Here is a 15,691-nt window from a genome sequence, read left to right on the forward strand (position 1 = left end):
CCTCACTTTAAACAAATTACACTTATTCGTTATTTACTAAATTTACAAACGCACGTGTAATATTTGTTTTTGTAATTCGCCCAATCACTTCTAAACCTTGTTTCGTATCTTTTACAACTGGCATTGCATCAATCTGTCTTTCTATTAATTCCATCGCAATATCATATAAAGAATCCTCTCTACGACACATCGCAATGTTTGGCATCCTTGTCATGATAATATTAACCGGAAGAGAGGTTAAATCCTGCTTTCCTAAGCTCGCTCTTAATAAATCTTTACGAGACACAACACCAACTAATAGAGTCATCTGATCTACAACGAACAATGTACCAACGTCCTCTAAAAACATCGTACAAATTGCATCGTATACGGAAACATTTTTATCAATTACAACCGGTCTAGATTGATAATCTTGTACTTTAATTTTCTTAACAGCTTCAGATAATAGCTGCCCCCCAGTTTTACCCGTATAAAAATAACCTACGCGTGGACGTGCTTCTAAATAACCAGCCATCGTTAAAATTGCTAAGTCTGGTCTTAGCGTCGCACGTGTTAGACCCAATTGCGCTGCAATTGATTCCCCTGTAATAGGACCGTGATCTTTTACAATCTGAATGATATGTTCTTGCCGTTTATTCAGCTCTATGATAATCACCACCTTTAATGCACAACGAAAAAAGTTATACTATCTCTTAAATATTATATACTAAATATGCTATTCGAAAAAGAAAGTATGTAAAAAGGACCGTATACGGCCCAAAATTATATTTGAAACTTATCAAGTTGTTCTAAAAAACGTCTTGATTTCAAATAAATTCCGCAATATTCATCATAATATGTATTCAATACTAAACGCATTTGTTTTTTTGTGCTATCCTTTACCGATACATTTCCGAGCCTATGTAAATCGAAATGGAAGAAAAGACGTAATAATTTATGAACAGCTTCTCCTACCGGTATACGATATGGGTCTTGCTCTGCATGACGTGAGCACAGAAAACCGCCTTCCCTTACGGAGAAGGCGACAAAGTCTGTTTCTTGATGACAAATCGCACATGTATCAAAGTACGGGCGCATCCCTAATACCGGAAGCATTTTCGTTTGATAAATTAATGATAATACTTCTGGATCAACACCCTCACACATATAATGCAACGTTTGATATAACATTTCAAATAAATACGGATTATGTTTTTTATCTTCTGTTGCTTTATCAGTTAACTCAACAATAAATGATGCATAAGCAGTTAAAAATATATCCTCGCGAATTTCTTTCATAGTTGAAATAATCTCGCCTTGTTGCAATGTTCCAAGCCCAGATCCCATTTGAATAAGAAAATGGCCATGTGTCATTAATTGCGACACAGATGCTAATCGGCTTTTCGGTTTTTTTGCCCCTCTTGCCATTGCACTTACCTTACCAAGTTCTCTTGAGAATATTGTAACAATCTTGTTCGTTTCTCCGTAATCTGTCGTACGGATAACGATGCCCTCAACTTTTTGAAACATGTTCGTCACCATCCAAGGTTTGAACAAAACGGGTCAAGAAATTGGAGAGTCTAGATGCGCTAGCTCCTCTTCATGTTGATCCATCTCATCGTTTACGTCTTTTTCCATTTCTTTCAAAAGCAAGTACGTTTCAATGCTTCCTGTTTTGGAGAAAAACTTCCAGGTAAAATCTAGCATAAGAATCCACCTTTCTCAATAAGCGTAGCCTATAAACCAATTTCCTTTGTTGTTATTAAATTGACCCATTTTGTCCATTTTCATGTGAGAAAAATTTTTCCTAATTTATCAAAGTTCATAAAAACCAATAATCAGTGGATGAACCAACCATCCACTGATTACAACTTTACTCTATTTTAGTACTCATCCTCGCGGAAACCTAGGTCACGAAGCTGAGACATTTTATTACGCCAATCTTTTTGCACTTTTACCCATACTTCTAAAAATACTTTAGAACCAAGTAGCGCTTCAATATCAAAACGAGCTCGCTTACCAACTTCTTTTAACATTTTTCCTTGTTTTCCGATGATGATTCCTTTTTGTGATGCACGTTCAACAACAATCGTTGCATTTATATAAACTGCCCCGCCCTCACGCTTTTGAATCGCATCGATAACAACAGCCACAGAATGCGGCACTTCTTCACGTGTTAAATGTAGTACTTTCTCACGAATAAGCTCTGCAATAATAAATCTCTCCGGATGATCCGTTACTTGATTCTCTGGATAGTATTGTGGTCCTTCTGGTAAATACTTTTTAATTGTTCCAATTAAAGCGTCCACATTATTACCGTCTAACGCAGAAATTGGTACAATCTCTGCAAACTCATGTAGTTTACGATATTGATCAATTAACTCTAGTAATTGCTCTGGATGAAGTTGGTCAATTTTATTAATGACTAAAAATACTGGTTGTTTCGTTTCTTTTAATTTCTCAATGATGAATTCCTCACCACGACCAAATCCTTCAACTGCATTAACCATAAACAGAACAATATCAACTTCTTTTAATGTCGTTTGCGCCATCTTTACCATGAAGTCGCCTAATTTATGTTTAGGTTTATGTATTCCTGGTGTATCAATGAAAATAACTTGTGCATCATTTTCTGTATATACACCTTGAATTTTATTACGAGTCGTTTGTGGCTTATCACTCATAATAGCAATTTTCTGGCCGATAATACGGTTTAAAAATGTAGATTTTCCAACATTCGGTCTGCCAATAATAGAGACAAAACCTGATTTATAACCTTTTCTATTCATGTAAATCCTCCGCTAAAAATGCTCCTGGTAACAATTCTCCGACTGTCGTCTCTTGAACGTCACCATGTAAGTTTGATAAGTATACTTTCGTATCCTGTTTACATAATTCTACCATAACTTGTCGACATGCTCCACAAGGAGGTACTGGGCGCTTTGTATCTGCTACAACCGCAATGGCTACAAATTCTTTATCTCCTTCAGAAACCGCCTTAAATAAAGCTGTTCTTTCAGCACAATTACATAAGCCATATGATGCATTCTCAACATTACATCCACGATATACTTTTCCACCGCGCGTTAATAATGCTGCACCTACTTGAAATTTAGAATATGGTACGTACGCTTGTTTACGCGCTTCGATTGCTTCTAGAATTAATTGTTTACTATTCATATTCCCGCATCCTTCCTGTTCACAGCTATGAAGAGATACACTCTCTCATTAAAGGCCCTTACAGCACTTCCAAAGCTTAATAAAAGCTTCGGAATGCAACTATACCATATACGGTAAAAAGATAATAGCACCAATTATAACAGCTATAATTGCAAACAATAAAACCGCTCCTGCCGCAACATCCTTTGCAATTTTTGCAAACGGATGAATATCGGCAGTCGCTAAATCTACCGTTTTTTCCACAGCCGTATTTACCATCTCTAAACTCATTACACTCCCTATTACAATAAGTAATATCATCCACTCTATTTTCGTAATATGGAAATAAAAGCCGCAGCATATAACAATGACTGCGGCTAAATAATGGATTTTCATATTTCGTTCATGACGAAAACAAAAGAATATACCAGCTATAGCATATCCAAAACTATCTATAAGTTTTCCTTTTTTCATCGTCCTAATCCAAAAGCTTCTAAAATTTCTTTTTGTCTTCCGAACATTTCTTTTTCATCTTCTTCTGTCATGTGATCATAACCAAGTAAATGTAAAAAGCCATGTAACGCCAAAAATCCAAGTTCACGATCGAAAGAATGTCCGTACTCTTCAGCTTGCTCTTTCGCCCTTGGAATAGAGATAATAAGATCCCCTAACATGCGCGGCATCTCTGCACCAACAATCTCCATTTCTCCTTCTCCCATCTCTTCCATGGCAAAGGATATTACATCTGTAGGTTGATCTTTATCTCGGTAATCACGATTAATTTCTCTAATGCGCTCATTATCTACAAATGTCACCGATACCTCCGCACCATCCTCGATATTTTCCATTTGAGCTGCTTTTTCTAACACTTCACGAATTAAACTCATATACTCTTCTTTTACTTCTTCTGTTTCATCAATAAAATCAATTAACAAACTCATTCTTTCTCCTTTTCTTCCGGAGGTTCCGGATATGTAATACGCGAATGGAAAATACCATTTAACGTTTCACACAACGTTTTTCCAACGATTTGTAGTTCCTTAAACGTCAAATCACATTCACTAAATTGACCGTCTTGCAGTCGATCTTTAATAATACTTTGCACCAAATTATTAATTTGTTCTGGCGTTGGGTGATTCATAGAACGTACCGCAGCTTCTACACTATCAGCAATACCAACAATTGCCGATTCTTTCGAAGTTGCTTTTGAACCTGGATAACGGAACATCTCTTCTGTATATTTTTCTTTATCTTCTTTAATAGCTTTATAATAAAAATATTTCAGTAACGTTGTACCGTGATGTTGCCCAGCGATATCAATAATTTCTTGTGGAATATGATATTCTTCGAGCATTCTTACTCCATCCGTTACGTGAGCAATTATAATATCTTTACTCGTTACAGGATCTAATTTATCATGCGGGTTTTTAATTCCCATTTGGTTTTCAATAAAGAATTGCGGTTGTACTGTTTTTCCTACATCATGATAATATGCCCCTACACGCGCTAATACACCATTTGCCCCAACTGCTTCACAAGCAGCCTCAGAAAGATTCGCTACCATTACACTATGATGATATGTCCCTGGCGCTTCTAACAAAATTCTGCGTAAAAGCGGATGATTTGGACTTGATAGTTCCATAAGCTTCATACTTGATACGATTCCAAGTCCACTTTCTAAATATGGTAAAATCCCCATAGCCAAAACGGATGATATAATCCCTGAAAGTGAAGCCATTAATAATTGCGTACCAATTTCAAGAGGCGAAAAATTCCCATTACGTAATAATAAGAGCGCCGCTAATACGACTACATTTAATACAGAAACGAGTATACCAGCTTGTAAAATCATTGTACGACGATTTTTTTCTCGCAAGAAAATACTAACCGATAATGAACTTAACAATACGTAAATCCCTACACTATAATTTAATGTACTCGTTACTCCTTCATTAAACATAATACTTCCGCATACAGAAAAAATCATACTCGTTAAAAAGACAAATCGATCACCAATCATTAGTTTTACAAGTATTGTTCCCATCGCAACTGGGACAACATATGCAATCCCTGCGTATTCAAGTTTTTGAAACAAACTAATGATTTTCATTAAGACGATTGTGATAGACAAAATTGTAATATACGCTAAAACATACGGTCTATCTTCTCTTTTTCTCTTTAAAAATAATTCAAATTGTTTATGCATAAAGTATAGTAATACACCAATGAGTACCGCTAATCCAACATAAGGTTGAAAGCCGTTCCCTTTTTCTAACAAACCAACTAATTTCAACTGATTATACACATCACTTGAAATCGTTTCACCTTCTCTAACAAGAACTTGTCCTTGAAGAATATAAACAGGTGGAACTAAATCTTCCTCTGCTTTTCTCTTCTCTTTCGTTAAGATCGGGTCATAAAAATAGTTCGCTGAAATTGCATATCTTCCTAGCGCCTTAATTGACTCTTTTAAACCATTATCAACATTAACACTATTCATCTCACTTACATATCGTTCTTTCGCATCTTTCAATTCGTCCATTTTAATATGCTCAGTCATGATACTATTAATCGCTGTGACCGCAGCATCTTTCGCTAATACTAATTGGCTCGAATCTGCATTAATCAAATTTAGTAAGTTTGAATCAGATAATTCTTTCGTTAAGTCAGCGGGTAGTTTCTTTTTTAACTTATCTACTTTCTCAGCATCAGTCATCTTTTTTTGATCATCCGGTCCAACAGCTTTAATCTCTTGCACCACTTCATCCACTTTAGCAAAGACGTCATTCACAATATCAACTTTGTTTTGTTTATACTCACTTTTATATGTATATTGATCTTCAACTTTTGTAGCGGCTTCTTTTTTCTTTTTATCCGTTGTAACTTTATCTTCAATTTTTATAGGAGAATGGATTGTCTTTTTCGCAATAGAATACATATTAACATCTAATTGTTCTGGTTTTACATTATTCATAAGCGCAAAAAACAGCACTGCTCCTAACACAACGTAAGAAATCCAACTTAGTTTTTTCGAATGTTGTAAATTACGAAACCACTTAGAAATTTCTTGAGATCTTGACATGATTTCAATACCTTCTCCTCTCCAGAAATAAAGTGAAACTATTTATAGCTTTCATTTCTTCTACCCAACGATACTTTGAGGCAACATTTTACACACCAGTACCTATAGTTTATTTTCCTTATCTTTCATGATAGTAAAAAATATGACGTTCGCCAACCTTATCATACAAAAAGAAATGATCCTGACAAATAGGATCATTCCATTTTATCATATGCCTCAATAATACGTTGCACCAATGGATGTCTCACAACGTCCGTTTGTTCTAATGTAATAAATGACAGACCTGATACACCAGATAAAATATTAGCAGCTATAGATAGCCCTGATTTTACCCCTTTTGGCAAGTCTACTTGTGAAGGGTCCCCTGTAATAACCATTTTAGAACTAAAACCTAATCTTGTTAAAAACATTTTTATTTGAGCACCCGTTGTATTTTGAGCCTCATCTAAAATAACAAATGAATCATCAAGCGTACGCCCCCTCATATAAGCAAGCGGCGCGATTTCAATTACTCCTCGCTCCATCATACGCTGCGTATATTCTTGTCCAAGAATATCATGTAAGGCATCATATAATGGACGTAAGTATGGATCTACCTTCTCTTTCAAATCCCCTGGTAAAAAACCTAAATTTTCTCCAGCTTCTACAGCAGGTCTTGTTAAAATAATTTTCTTTACATATCCTTGTTTTAAAGCTCTCACAGCCATTACTACAGCTAAATATGTTTTTCCAGTTCCTGCAGGCCCTATCCCAAAGACAATATCATTCTTCTTCATCGCATGAATATATCTTCTTTGCCCCATTGTTTTTACACGAATGGATTTACCTTTTGCAGTCTTGAAAATTTCTTCTTCATATAACTCTTCAAATTGAGCAATTTTCCCTTGTTGCGCGAGCTGAATTGCATACGCAACATCTCTCTCTGAAATTGATATACTTTTACGAATTACAACAAGTAATTGCTGTAAGATTTTTTCTACGAGTGTCACCGTTTCAACTGATCCAGATACATGAACAGTTTCTCCTCTAGTTACAATCGATACATTCAGTTCTCGTTCAATTACTTTTAAATGTGCATCATTGACTCCAAAAAGAGCGATTGCTTCGTTAGTATTTTCCAATTGTTGGTTCATTTCTACTAATTGTTCTGCCATTACTCAGTCTCCTTGAATATCGGATTCGGATATTGGTTGTGGCTCTGCAATATTTTCAACCACAGTATAATGCAATGTGACTTTTAGTTGATCCGCCTCAACCTCTTTACTCAAAATCTTATCACTTACAATCATAGCATGTTCATCCAATTTTTTCTTTAGTTCTTTTTCGGCCATCTCCTTCGCTACTTTCAGCGCTTGCTTTTCTGTATATTCTCGATTCGCTTCTTCCTCTTCTCTCACAACATCTTTTTCATATGCAATCGGCAGTGTAAAACCAAATAATTTCACATCATGCTTTACACTTTCAGTACGAGAGCGTTTATACTTATCATGCTGAAATCCCCATATTTTTATTTTCGTATCCCCAAATTTAAGAAAATGTTCATTGTATACATTACCAGTATACACTTGGAATTGCGTCTTTAGCGGAACATCTACCTTAGATGTATACCACGTTTCGCCATACACAATACCTTTCGCTGAAACAATCGTCGGACTTTCCTCATTACCATATATTCCTGATACGAGAATCTGCCCTTTTTCTACATGATCATTCTTCAGTACAACCGGCTTTCCAACTTCTACAAACGTTTTTGTAATAATCGCTTCTTTTTTTGCTACTAAATTTTGCGGCCTTTGTTCCTTTTCTTTTTTCGGTTCGTTTTTTTCAACAATTTTAAAATGATACGTCGTTCCTCTTACTTCTAGTCCCGCCCAAGTAATGGCATTAATATTATCTGTCAAATGGCGTTGTACATCTTCTACATTCGGCATTTGAAATTGTAGTTTCCCTTTTTTAATACCCATTTTATCCAATTCTTTCATCAATATATATTCTGTTTCGGGTTTTGCTCCTGTAATTTCAATTTTCCAAACCATATTTGACATTGCAATCACGCCAAAAAAGAAAATTAAAAACCCAATTAAAAATCCACTATTTTTAATTAAACGCTTATTCCAAAAAGGAAAACCATAACGTCCAATAAAATATAATTTACATTCATTTTTTCTATAAATTGGTTTTATTTTTTTCACATCGCGTAACAACATACAAAAAACTAACGTTTCATCAGCTATTTTCTTAACATCCCAAACTAACAAATTCCTCCGTACACATTCATTAACAAACCGTTCCGCTCCTCTACCTTCAATCCGCACTTTTACATATCCAAGCCACTTTATAAACCATTTATTTTTCATTTACCACCTTCACTGCCTTTCTAAAAGTAGATATACTACTTTTTATTTGAAGCATTAAAATAGCTCGTACTAAAATGAAACAAATTAAAACTGTAATCGGTCTCTATCAACGAAACTTTTACAGGATAAAGAAGAAAAACTTCACAAATGGAAGTTTCACTTCAATCACCTTTTTTTTCATTTTCTAAAAATGTTACTTGCTCAATTATCCCTTCGAGCAAAAGCTCTTCTGGAAGAATCGTTTTAATAACAAAGGATTGTCCTTTAATTAGTAATTGACCATGTTTTAAAAGCAATCGCACTTCTTTATCTGAAAACACTAATAGCCCCCGATGATTTTCTATATAAATATGTATTTGCCCAACAAGAGTAATCCGAGGCAGATCCATTAATACATCCACTGGTAGGTCTACTTGTTTTGTTAACCAATTTTTCATTTGTTCTAATTTCTTCATCTCGAAAGACCCCCTCCTCATCCCATATATATGTATTTCTTCACAAGTGCCTATCGTGTTATAACGACTTCACTAACATAACTATATTCTGTAAGAGTTCATCTCATGTTAATTAAAACAGTCGCTATATGAAATCATATTTATCAGGACAATGATGGATCAGAGAATGTTACCCATAATAATAGAAGTATTAATACAAGAATATGCGCCCTCAGGGGATATCAGTACAAGTTAAATTAAGAAATTGAGCCTAGCAAGAAGTTGGAAACTTGAAAAAACCTGTTACAATTCGTTCTGGACGTGACATACTGACCATAGAATAAGTAGTTGTCATTCATTAGACAAATGAGATAAAATCCGAAAAAGGAAATTGCTCCACTCTGAATTTTGCGGTGTAAGTAAGAATATTTTATAGGTGGTTGTTATATGAATTTCAAAAAATATTAGGATTCATTAAAAAACAAAAAAATGAATTAATAAGCGAGGAAATACGAAAGGAAATTGGATTTAGTCAAGAAATTTTGAATGTTATAAAACAAGTTACTAACAGCAGCATCCAGCCCTTTTATGCAACTGAGTCAAAATCTAAAATAGCCGGAGTCTCTTTCGTTACCTTTGAGGATTCTGCTGAACAGCAAGTTATAAAACTTCAATCTGAGGTTCAGAAACTTGGATACTTAGCTTTTATTTGCGAAAGAAGTTTTAGTCAAGGAAGTAAGAGTGAGTGTAGAATTGCAATTACACAAGGAAATGACCAATTTGATATCCATACAATCCAACAAACAAATGGCGTTAATTACGAAGTTAGCAATATAGATGTTATTTTTAAACTAAGAAAATGGAATGATCGCTATCCTTTTATCATAATCGGTGCAGATCATGACTGGGTTGATGCCATTTTTAGCGCGTTACCTACAGACGAAGAAATGCAATCTTTCGCGCAAGAAATGTATGAATTTTGTCCAGATATAGTGGAACAAGGAACAGAAAGCATTGAGGAGTTAGTCGAAGAAATTAAGAAAATGAAAAAGCTTTTTTATGGTGGGATTAATCACAACTAAGGCTGTTATCTTTTTTACATACCAGAGGGGTTTCTATCACTTACAGAAACGCTTTTTAAGCAATATAGCGTTTCTTCTTAATAAGAACAATAAAAAAACGTCTCATACGAAATGAGACGTTTTTTTATGCTAATAGCTGGATAACCAGCTTATTCACAAGTGATCCGTCTGTTTTACCTTTTACTTTCGGCATAACAGCAGTCATCACCTTACCCATATCTGCTTTAGAAGTCGCACCAACTTCAGAAATAACTTGCTTGATTACATCAACTAGTTCTTCTTCAGTTAATTGCTCTGGCAAATATGCGCTTAAAATCTGAATTTCACTTTGCAGTTTATTAACAAGGTCTTCACGACCAGCTTTTTTAAATTCAAGGAGGGAGTCCTTATACTGTTTTACTTCACGAGCTAAAACTGTTATTTCCTCTTCTTCAGTAAGAGTATGTTGCAGTTTAATACCTTCATTTTGTAAAGCAGCCTTAACCATACGAATAACGGTTAATTTTTCTTTTTGTTTATTCTTCATCGCTTGTTTCATATCATCGTTTAAACGACCGAGAAGACTCATAACTTACACCCTCTCTTAGAATTTACGCTTTCTTGCCGCTTCAGATTTCTTCTTACGTTTTACACTTGGTTTTTCATAAAACTCGCGCTTTCTTGCTTCAGCAAGTGTACCAGTTTTAGAAACCGATCTTTTAAAACGGCGAAGTGCATCCTCCAAAGACTCGTTTTTACGAACGACTGTTTTTGACATTCTCTTTCCCTCCCTCCGAAACATCACACTTACATACTAACTTCAGCATGCAAAAAGAAACACTTCTTCAGCATGTCTTTTACGATTATAATACATTTTATCACTTCAGGTCAACTATTTGGCAGAATAAAAGAAGAATAGAAGCATTTCCTTTTCAAAAGTTATACAAATAGCTAGTATCCTTCTTTCATGAAGACAACTATATTTTTATCATTTCAACTTTTTTCATACAGGGATGCACGAAACGCCTCCCCACCTTCTAGTACTTAACCGCTTCAAATAAAGAAAGCATGCAAACCGTTTCCGGTTGCACGCTCTTTTTTATGCGCTTGCTGATTCTTTTTTCACATCATCTTCAAGAACACGAACAAATTGCGCTTCGTTATATGGATAGCCAGCTTTCGTAATTTTCACTTTCACTAGCTTACCAATTAATTCTTCTGATCCTTCAAATACAATTTTCAAGTAGTTATCTGTATACCCTACATATAACCCTTCACGGTCGCCGTCTTTAAATTGCTCTTCTGGAATGATTTCAAGCACTTCACCTTCAAACGCTGATGCATATTCTTTCGCTAATTGATTAGATAGCTCAATTAAACGATGAACACGATCGTTCTTCACATCTTCAGGAACTTGATCTTCCATGCGTGCTGCAGGTGTTCCTGTACGTTTTGAATAAGGGAACACGTGTAACTCAGAGAAGCGGTTCTCTTTAATGAAATTGTATGTTTCCATGAATTCTTCTTCTGTTTCACCTGGGAAACCAACGATTACGTCAGATGTAATCGCAAGGCCTGGTAACGCTTCTTTCAAACGATCTAAACGCTCTTGGAAGAATTCCATCGTATATTTACGACGCATACGTTTTAATACAGTATTAGAACCAGATTGCAACGGAATATGCAAGTGACGTACAACTACTTCAGATTTATCTAACACTTCAATTACTTCATCTGAAATTTGACTCGCTTCAATAGAAGAAATACGAAGACGTTTTAATCCGCCTACTTCCGCTTCCATATCACGAAGTAATCCAGCTAAGTTATAATCTTTTATATCTTCGCCGTATCCACCTGTATGAATACCCGTTAATACGATTTCTTTATAGCCTGCATCCACTAATTGTTGTGCTTGTTTAATAACCTCTTTTCCATCACGAGAACGCATTAAACCACGCGCCCAAGGAATGATACAGAATGTACAGAAGTTATTGCAACCCTCTTGTATTTTTAAAGACGCACGTGTACGATCCGTGAAATAAGGTACATCAAGTTCTTCGTACACACGTGTTTTCATAATATTACGGACAGCATTAATTGGTTGACGCTCTTTACGGAATTCTTCGATGTAACCTAACATCTTTTCACGATCCTGTGTACCAACTACAATATCTACACCTGGAATCGCCATAATTTCAGCTGGAGATGTTTGTGCATAACATCCCGTTACGCAAATAACTGCATCTGGATTTTGACGCACAGCACGTCTGATTACTTGACGGCTTTTTTTGTCCCCAGTATTCGTTACTGTACATGTGTTAATAACATATACATCAGCTTTCTTTTCATATTCTGTTCTTTCATAACCACCTTGTTTAAACAATTGCCAAATGGCTTCTGTTTCATAGTGGTTTACTTTACAACCTAACGTATGGAACGCAACAGTTGACATTGATCATCACCCCATCAATTCAAAATGATACGAAGCAGCACTTAACGCGTATAACGGCGCCGTTTCTGTTCTTAAAATTCTTGGTCCTAAACTACATGGTACAAATTTATGTTCACGAAGCGCTGTAATCTCTTCCTCAGCTAAACCGCCTTCTGGGCCAAATACAATCAATAGCTTTTGACCTGGTTTCATTGTCGTTAAAGCTTTCGCAAAATTAGATTTCTCGCCTTGTTTCGCTTCCTCTTCGTAAGCAACAAGACAAACATCATACTCACCACTCATTGTAAGCAGTTGCTTAAATGATGCCGGAGCATGTACTTCCGGAATTTCACTTCTATGTGATTGTTCCGCAGCTTCTTTCACAATTTTTCTTAAACGCTCAACTTTTTTATCAGCTTTTTTCGCATCCCATTTTACGATAGAGCGAGATGCTTGAAATGGTAAGAATGCAGCTGCCCCAAGCTCAGTTCCTTTTTGAAAAATCAACTCTAGCTTGTCTCCTTTTGGCAGTCCACTTGCAATCGTCACGAAAACAGGAAGTTCACTTGACGCCTCTACCCATTCTACAATAGCCGTATTAATAAATTCACTGGTAATTTCATCAATTGAACATACTGCTGTTTTTCCGTTTACACAGCAATAAATTTGATCGCCAGCTGTCATACGCATTACTCTCGCAATGTGATGTACATCATCACCTACAATGCGAATTTTTGCTTCACTTACATGTTTTTCTTCTACAAAATAACGTTGCATATAATCACCTTAGTAGAGTTTCGTTCCTTTCGTAAGTCAACACTTACGAAAAGAACGAAACATTATCATTTTTCATATAACAAACGGCAAGTCCCTCACCTTATAGTGAGAGACTCCCCTTTTCATTATAGACTAAAATCTATATTACGCATTTCGTGCAATAATTGCTACCCAATCTTCCATTCGTAACACTTCTTCAATTGTAAATCCAGCTTGTTCTAACGCCTCAGAAATTACTTTTTCCTTCGCAGCAATAATGCCCGATGTAATAAATAATCCACCTGACTTCACAACTCTCGCTGCATCTTCAGGGAATAAAAGAATAATTTCTGCTAATAAGTTAGCTACGATTAAATCAACAGGACCTTCAATACCTTCTAAAAGACTATTTTGCCCAACAGACACGATATCATCTGTTTTATTTAAACGCACATTCATTTCTGCACTTTCAACTGCAACCGGATCTAAATCATATGCTTGAACAGAAGACGCACCTAATTTTGCCGCTGCAATACTAAGTACACCAGAACCTGTTCCTACATCAATGATAGTGTCACCTGGCTGTACTGTTTTTTCTAAAGCACGAATACACATCGTTGTTGTTGGATGAGTTCCTGTACCAAACGCCATACCTGGGTCTAATTCAATGATTTTTTCATCAGGAGAAGATGGTGTATATTCTTCCCACGTCGGTACGATTGTGAATGTATCAGAAATTTGTACTGGATGGTAATATTTTTTCCAAGCAGTAGCCCAATCTTCTTCATTGACTTCGTTAACGGTAATATTTCCAGTACCAATTTCAATGTCGTAAGATGGAAGCACATCAATATATGATTTTACACCTGCAATCGTTTCATGTAAAGAATCCGTTTGCGGGAAATATGCTTTTATTAATACACCTTCCGCCGGATATTCATCTGGATTCAATGCATAAATTTCACCATATTGTTGCTCGCGCTCTTTCGTTAACTCCGCTGGATCCTCAATCGCAACTCCGCTAGCACCAGCTTCATGTAAAATATGAGAGACAGCTTCTACTGCTTCTTCTGTTGTATGAATACTAATTTCTGACCATTTCACAATTTACCAACTCCATTTTTTATTTCCATTATTCCCCTTTGAAAGCACGTTTAAGCTTTCCGAATAAACTATCATCCTGCTCTTCTTGTCCTGCAAATTCACGTAATAAATCTTTTTGCTGTGAAGTCAATTTCGTCGGTACAACAACACGAACGACTACATATTGATCTCCTTGGCCGTATCCACGTACGTTCGGAGCACCTTTTCCTTTTAAGCGGAATTCTGTTCCAGTTTGTGTTCCTGCTGGAATTTTCAGCTTCACTTTACCATGAACAGTAGGAACTTCCACTTCATCACCAAGCGCCATTTGCGCAAATGTTAATGGCATTTCGCAAATAATGTGATCTCCTTCACGCTCGAAGAATTCATGATTTCTTACATGAACGACAACATATAAGTCTCCTGCTGGTCCGCCATTTACGCCGGCTTCACCTTTTCCAGACACACGAATTTGTTGACCATTATCGATACCCGCTGGAATTTTAACATTGATTTTTTTACGCTTACGAACTTTACCTGAACCGTGACATGTCGTACATTTTTCTTTAATAATTTGTCCAGTTCCTGAACAATGACCACAAGCTTGACGGTTTACGATACGACCAAACGGTGTGTTTTGTTCTACACTCACTTGACCAGAGCCTGAACAATGTTTACATGTTTCTTTTGAAGTTCCTGGTTTTGCTCCACTACCTTTACAAGTATCACATGGATCTTCTACTGGAATTTCCACATTTAATTCCTTACCAAAAATAGCTTCTTCAAAATCTAAAGTGACTTGATATTGTAAGTCAGCACCTTGGCGCGGAGCATTTGGATCACGACGTCTGCCGCCGCCACCGCCAAAGAAAGAACTAAATATATCTTCAAAACCGAAGCCACCGCCGAAGTCTCCTCCGCCGCCAAATCCACCGAATCCTTGATTTGCACCAGCATGACCAAATTGATCGTACTGCGCACGCTTTTGATCATCACTTAACACTTCGTATGCTTCTTGTACTTCTTTAAACTTTTCAATTGCATTTTCTTCTTTGCTTACGTCTGGATGGTATTTTTTAGCCAAACGACGATACGCTTTTTTTATTTCATCTGTTGAAGCGCCCTTGCTAAGCCCAAGGACCTCATAATAGTCTCGTTTACTCATAAATTTACAACCCCCGAATCTTTCACATAAACGTAATTTTAACACCGAAAGAAAGTGCTTTGCAACAAAGTTTCCTCACTTACAGTATGCAAAGCGAAAAACTTAAGATCCTCACACATCGCTTCTCATTCGTGAAAAAAGCCAAAGTCAAGGCACGCTTGACTTTGACTTTTTGTCATCTTAC

At 36.2% G+C, this 15,691-nt stretch carries 17 protein-coding genes and 1 pseudogene; 1 reads left to right on the forward strand and 17 read right to left on the reverse strand.

From position 1 onward, the window contains the following. Positions 1-22 precede the first annotated feature (22 nt). From ccpN to yqfC, 11 genes are all read right to left on the reverse strand, one after another. The gene (gene ccpN / locus DN400_RS14370; protein WP_000583756.1) at positions 23-655 is read right to left on the reverse strand and encodes a transcriptional regulator CcpN; all 633 of its coding nucleotides are present in this window, start codon (positions 653-655) and stop codon (positions 23-25) included. A gap of 107 nt (positions 656-762) precedes the next feature. Then, on the reverse strand, positions 763-1,509 hold the full coding sequence (gene recO, locus DN400_RS14375; protein ID WP_000487009.1) for a DNA repair protein RecO: 747 nt from the start codon (positions 1,507-1,509) through the stop codon (positions 763-765). 33 nt (positions 1,510-1,542) lie between these two features. Then, complete coding sequence (locus DN400_RS14380; protein ID WP_000883924.1) at positions 1,543-1,686, reverse strand: YqzL family protein; 144 nt, start codon at positions 1,684-1,686, stop codon at positions 1,543-1,545. Positions 1,687-1,862: 176 nt separating this feature from the next. Further along, the gene (gene era, locus DN400_RS14385) at positions 1,863-2,768 is read right to left on the reverse strand and encodes a GTPase Era (protein WP_001080230.1); all 906 of its coding nucleotides are present in this window, start codon (positions 2,766-2,768) and stop codon (positions 1,863-1,865) included. After that, positions 2,761-3,159, reverse strand: coding sequence for a cytidine deaminase (locus DN400_RS14390; RefSeq protein WP_001086285.1), 399 nt, complete (start codon positions 3,157-3,159; stop codon positions 2,761-2,763). Before DN400_RS14390 ends, era begins: the two co-directional genes overlap by 8 nt. A 99-nt stretch (positions 3,160-3,258) precedes the next feature. Continuing rightward, the gene (locus DN400_RS14395) at positions 3,259-3,612 is read right to left on the reverse strand and encodes a diacylglycerol kinase family protein (RefSeq protein ID WP_000715464.1); all 354 of its coding nucleotides are present in this window, start codon (positions 3,610-3,612) and stop codon (positions 3,259-3,261) included. Continuing rightward, positions 3,609-4,079: an rRNA maturation RNase YbeY gene (gene ybeY / locus DN400_RS14400; RefSeq protein WP_000054684.1), complete on the reverse strand. Its 471-nt coding sequence runs from the start codon at positions 4,077-4,079 to the stop codon at positions 3,609-3,611. The genes DN400_RS14395 and ybeY overlap by 4 nt, the downstream gene beginning before the upstream one ends. Further along, entirely contained in the window at positions 4,076-6,220 is a 2,145-nt protein-coding gene (locus DN400_RS14405; protein ID WP_000091513.1) for an HD family phosphohydrolase, read from the reverse strand. Before DN400_RS14405 ends, ybeY begins: the two co-directional genes overlap by 4 nt. Positions 6,221-6,414: 194 nt before the next feature. After that, complete coding sequence (locus tag DN400_RS14410) at positions 6,415-7,374, reverse strand: PhoH family protein (RefSeq protein WP_147801723.1); 960 nt, start codon at positions 7,372-7,374, stop codon at positions 6,415-6,417. Positions 7,375-7,377: 3 nt separating this feature from the next. Next, positions 7,378-8,577, reverse strand: coding sequence for a sporulation protein YqfD (yqfD, locus tag DN400_RS14415; protein WP_000792498.1), 1,200 nt, complete (start codon positions 8,575-8,577; stop codon positions 7,378-7,380). A 161-nt stretch (positions 8,578-8,738) separates the two neighbouring features. After that, entirely contained in the window at positions 8,739-9,032 is a 294-nt protein-coding gene (gene yqfC / locus DN400_RS14420) for a sporulation protein YqfC (RefSeq protein ID WP_000732269.1), read from the reverse strand. Positions 9,033-9,451: 419 nt separating this feature from the next. On the opposite strand from yqfC, the pseudogene DN400_RS14425 reads away from it, so the two are divergent. Continuing rightward, positions 9,452-10,083, forward strand: a pseudogene (locus DN400_RS14425) (DUF4253 domain-containing protein). 134 nt (positions 10,084-10,217) lie between these two features. Here DN400_RS14425 and DN400_RS14430 read toward each other — a convergent pair. The 6 genes from DN400_RS14430 to dnaJ all read right to left on the reverse strand — a co-directional run bounded on the left by DN400_RS14430 (position 10,218) and on the right by dnaJ (position 15,507). Next, entirely contained in the window at positions 10,218-10,661 is a 444-nt protein-coding gene (locus DN400_RS14430; protein WP_000054562.1) for a GatB/YqeY domain-containing protein, read from the reverse strand. A gap of 15 nt (positions 10,662-10,676) precedes the next feature. Continuing rightward, a complete protein-coding gene (rpsU, locus tag DN400_RS14435) occupies positions 10,677-10,850 on the reverse strand; it encodes a 30S ribosomal protein S21 (RefSeq protein WP_000048061.1) in 174 nt (57 codons plus the stop codon). Between the two features lie 321 nt (positions 10,851-11,171). Beyond that, a complete protein-coding gene (gene mtaB / locus DN400_RS14440) occupies positions 11,172-12,524 on the reverse strand; it encodes a tRNA (N(6)-L-threonylcarbamoyladenosine(37)-C(2))-methylthiotransferase MtaB (RefSeq protein WP_000108679.1) in 1,353 nt (450 codons plus the stop codon). A 6-nt stretch (positions 12,525-12,530) separates the two neighbouring features. After that, on the reverse strand, positions 12,531-13,280 hold the full coding sequence (locus DN400_RS14445) for a 16S rRNA (uracil(1498)-N(3))-methyltransferase (protein WP_001190142.1): 750 nt from the start codon (positions 13,278-13,280) through the stop codon (positions 12,531-12,533). Between the two features lie 144 nt (positions 13,281-13,424). Continuing rightward, the gene (gene prmA, locus DN400_RS14450) at positions 13,425-14,363 is read right to left on the reverse strand and encodes a 50S ribosomal protein L11 methyltransferase (protein WP_065229370.1); all 939 of its coding nucleotides are present in this window, start codon (positions 14,361-14,363) and stop codon (positions 13,425-13,427) included. 28 nt (positions 14,364-14,391) lie between these two features. Then, complete coding sequence (gene dnaJ, locus DN400_RS14455; protein WP_000043947.1) at positions 14,392-15,507, reverse strand: chaperone protein DnaJ; 1,116 nt, start codon at positions 15,505-15,507, stop codon at positions 14,392-14,394. Positions 15,508-15,691 lie beyond the last annotated feature (184 nt).

Source organism: Bacillus sp. AR8-1, assembly GCF_008042345.1.
In the GTDB taxonomy this organism is placed as follows: Bacteria; Bacillota; Bacilli; order Bacillales; family Bacillaceae_G; genus Bacillus_A; species Bacillus_A cereus.

Coding starts and splice junctions, on each gene's coding strand:
- DN400_RS14380 (WP_000883924.1), bottom strand. CDS start 1,686: ATGCTAGATTTTACCTGGAAGTTTTTCTCCAAAACAGGAAGCATTGAA.
- ybeY (WP_000054684.1), bottom strand. CDS start 4,079: ATGAGTTTGTTAATTGATTTTATTGATGAAACAGAAGAAGTAAAAGAA.
- DN400_RS14410 (WP_147801723.1), bottom strand. CDS start 7,374: ATGGCAGAACAATTAGTAGAAATGAACCAACAATTGGAAAATACTAAC.
- yqfC (WP_000732269.1), bottom strand. CDS start 9,032: ATGAAGAAATTAGAACAAATGAAAAATTGGTTAACAAAACAAGTAGAC.
- DN400_RS14395 (WP_000715464.1), bottom strand. CDS start 3,612: ATGAAAAAAGGAAAACTTATAGATAGTTTTGGATATGCTATAGCTGGT.
- mtaB (WP_000108679.1), bottom strand. CDS start 12,524: ATGTCAACTGTTGCGTTCCATACGTTAGGTTGTAAAGTAAACCACTAT.
- dnaJ (WP_000043947.1), bottom strand. CDS start 15,507: ATGAGTAAACGAGACTATTATGAGGTCCTTGGGCTTAGCAAGGGCGCT.
- recO (WP_000487009.1), bottom strand. CDS start 1,509: ATGTTTCAAAAAGTTGAGGGCATCGTTATCCGTACGACAGATTACGGA.
- DN400_RS14405 (WP_000091513.1), bottom strand. CDS start 6,220: ATGTCAAGATCTCAAGAAATTTCTAAGTGGTTTCGTAATTTACAACAT.
- DN400_RS14430 (WP_000054562.1), bottom strand. CDS start 10,661: ATGAGTCTTCTCGGTCGTTTAAACGATGATATGAAACAAGCGATGAAG.
- era (WP_001080230.1), bottom strand. CDS start 2,768: ATGAATAGAAAAGGTTATAAATCAGGTTTTGTCTCTATTATTGGCAGA.
- DN400_RS14390 (WP_001086285.1), bottom strand. CDS start 3,159: ATGAATAGTAAACAATTAATTCTAGAAGCAATCGAAGCGCGTAAACAA.
- yqfD (WP_000792498.1), bottom strand. CDS start 8,577: ATGAAAAATAAATGGTTTATAAAGTGGCTTGGATATGTAAAAGTGCGG.
- DN400_RS14445 (WP_001190142.1), bottom strand. CDS start 13,280: ATGCAACGTTATTTTGTAGAAGAAAAACATGTAAGTGAAGCAAAAATT.
- rpsU (WP_000048061.1), bottom strand. CDS start 10,850: ATGTCAAAAACAGTCGTTCGTAAAAACGAGTCTTTGGAGGATGCACTT.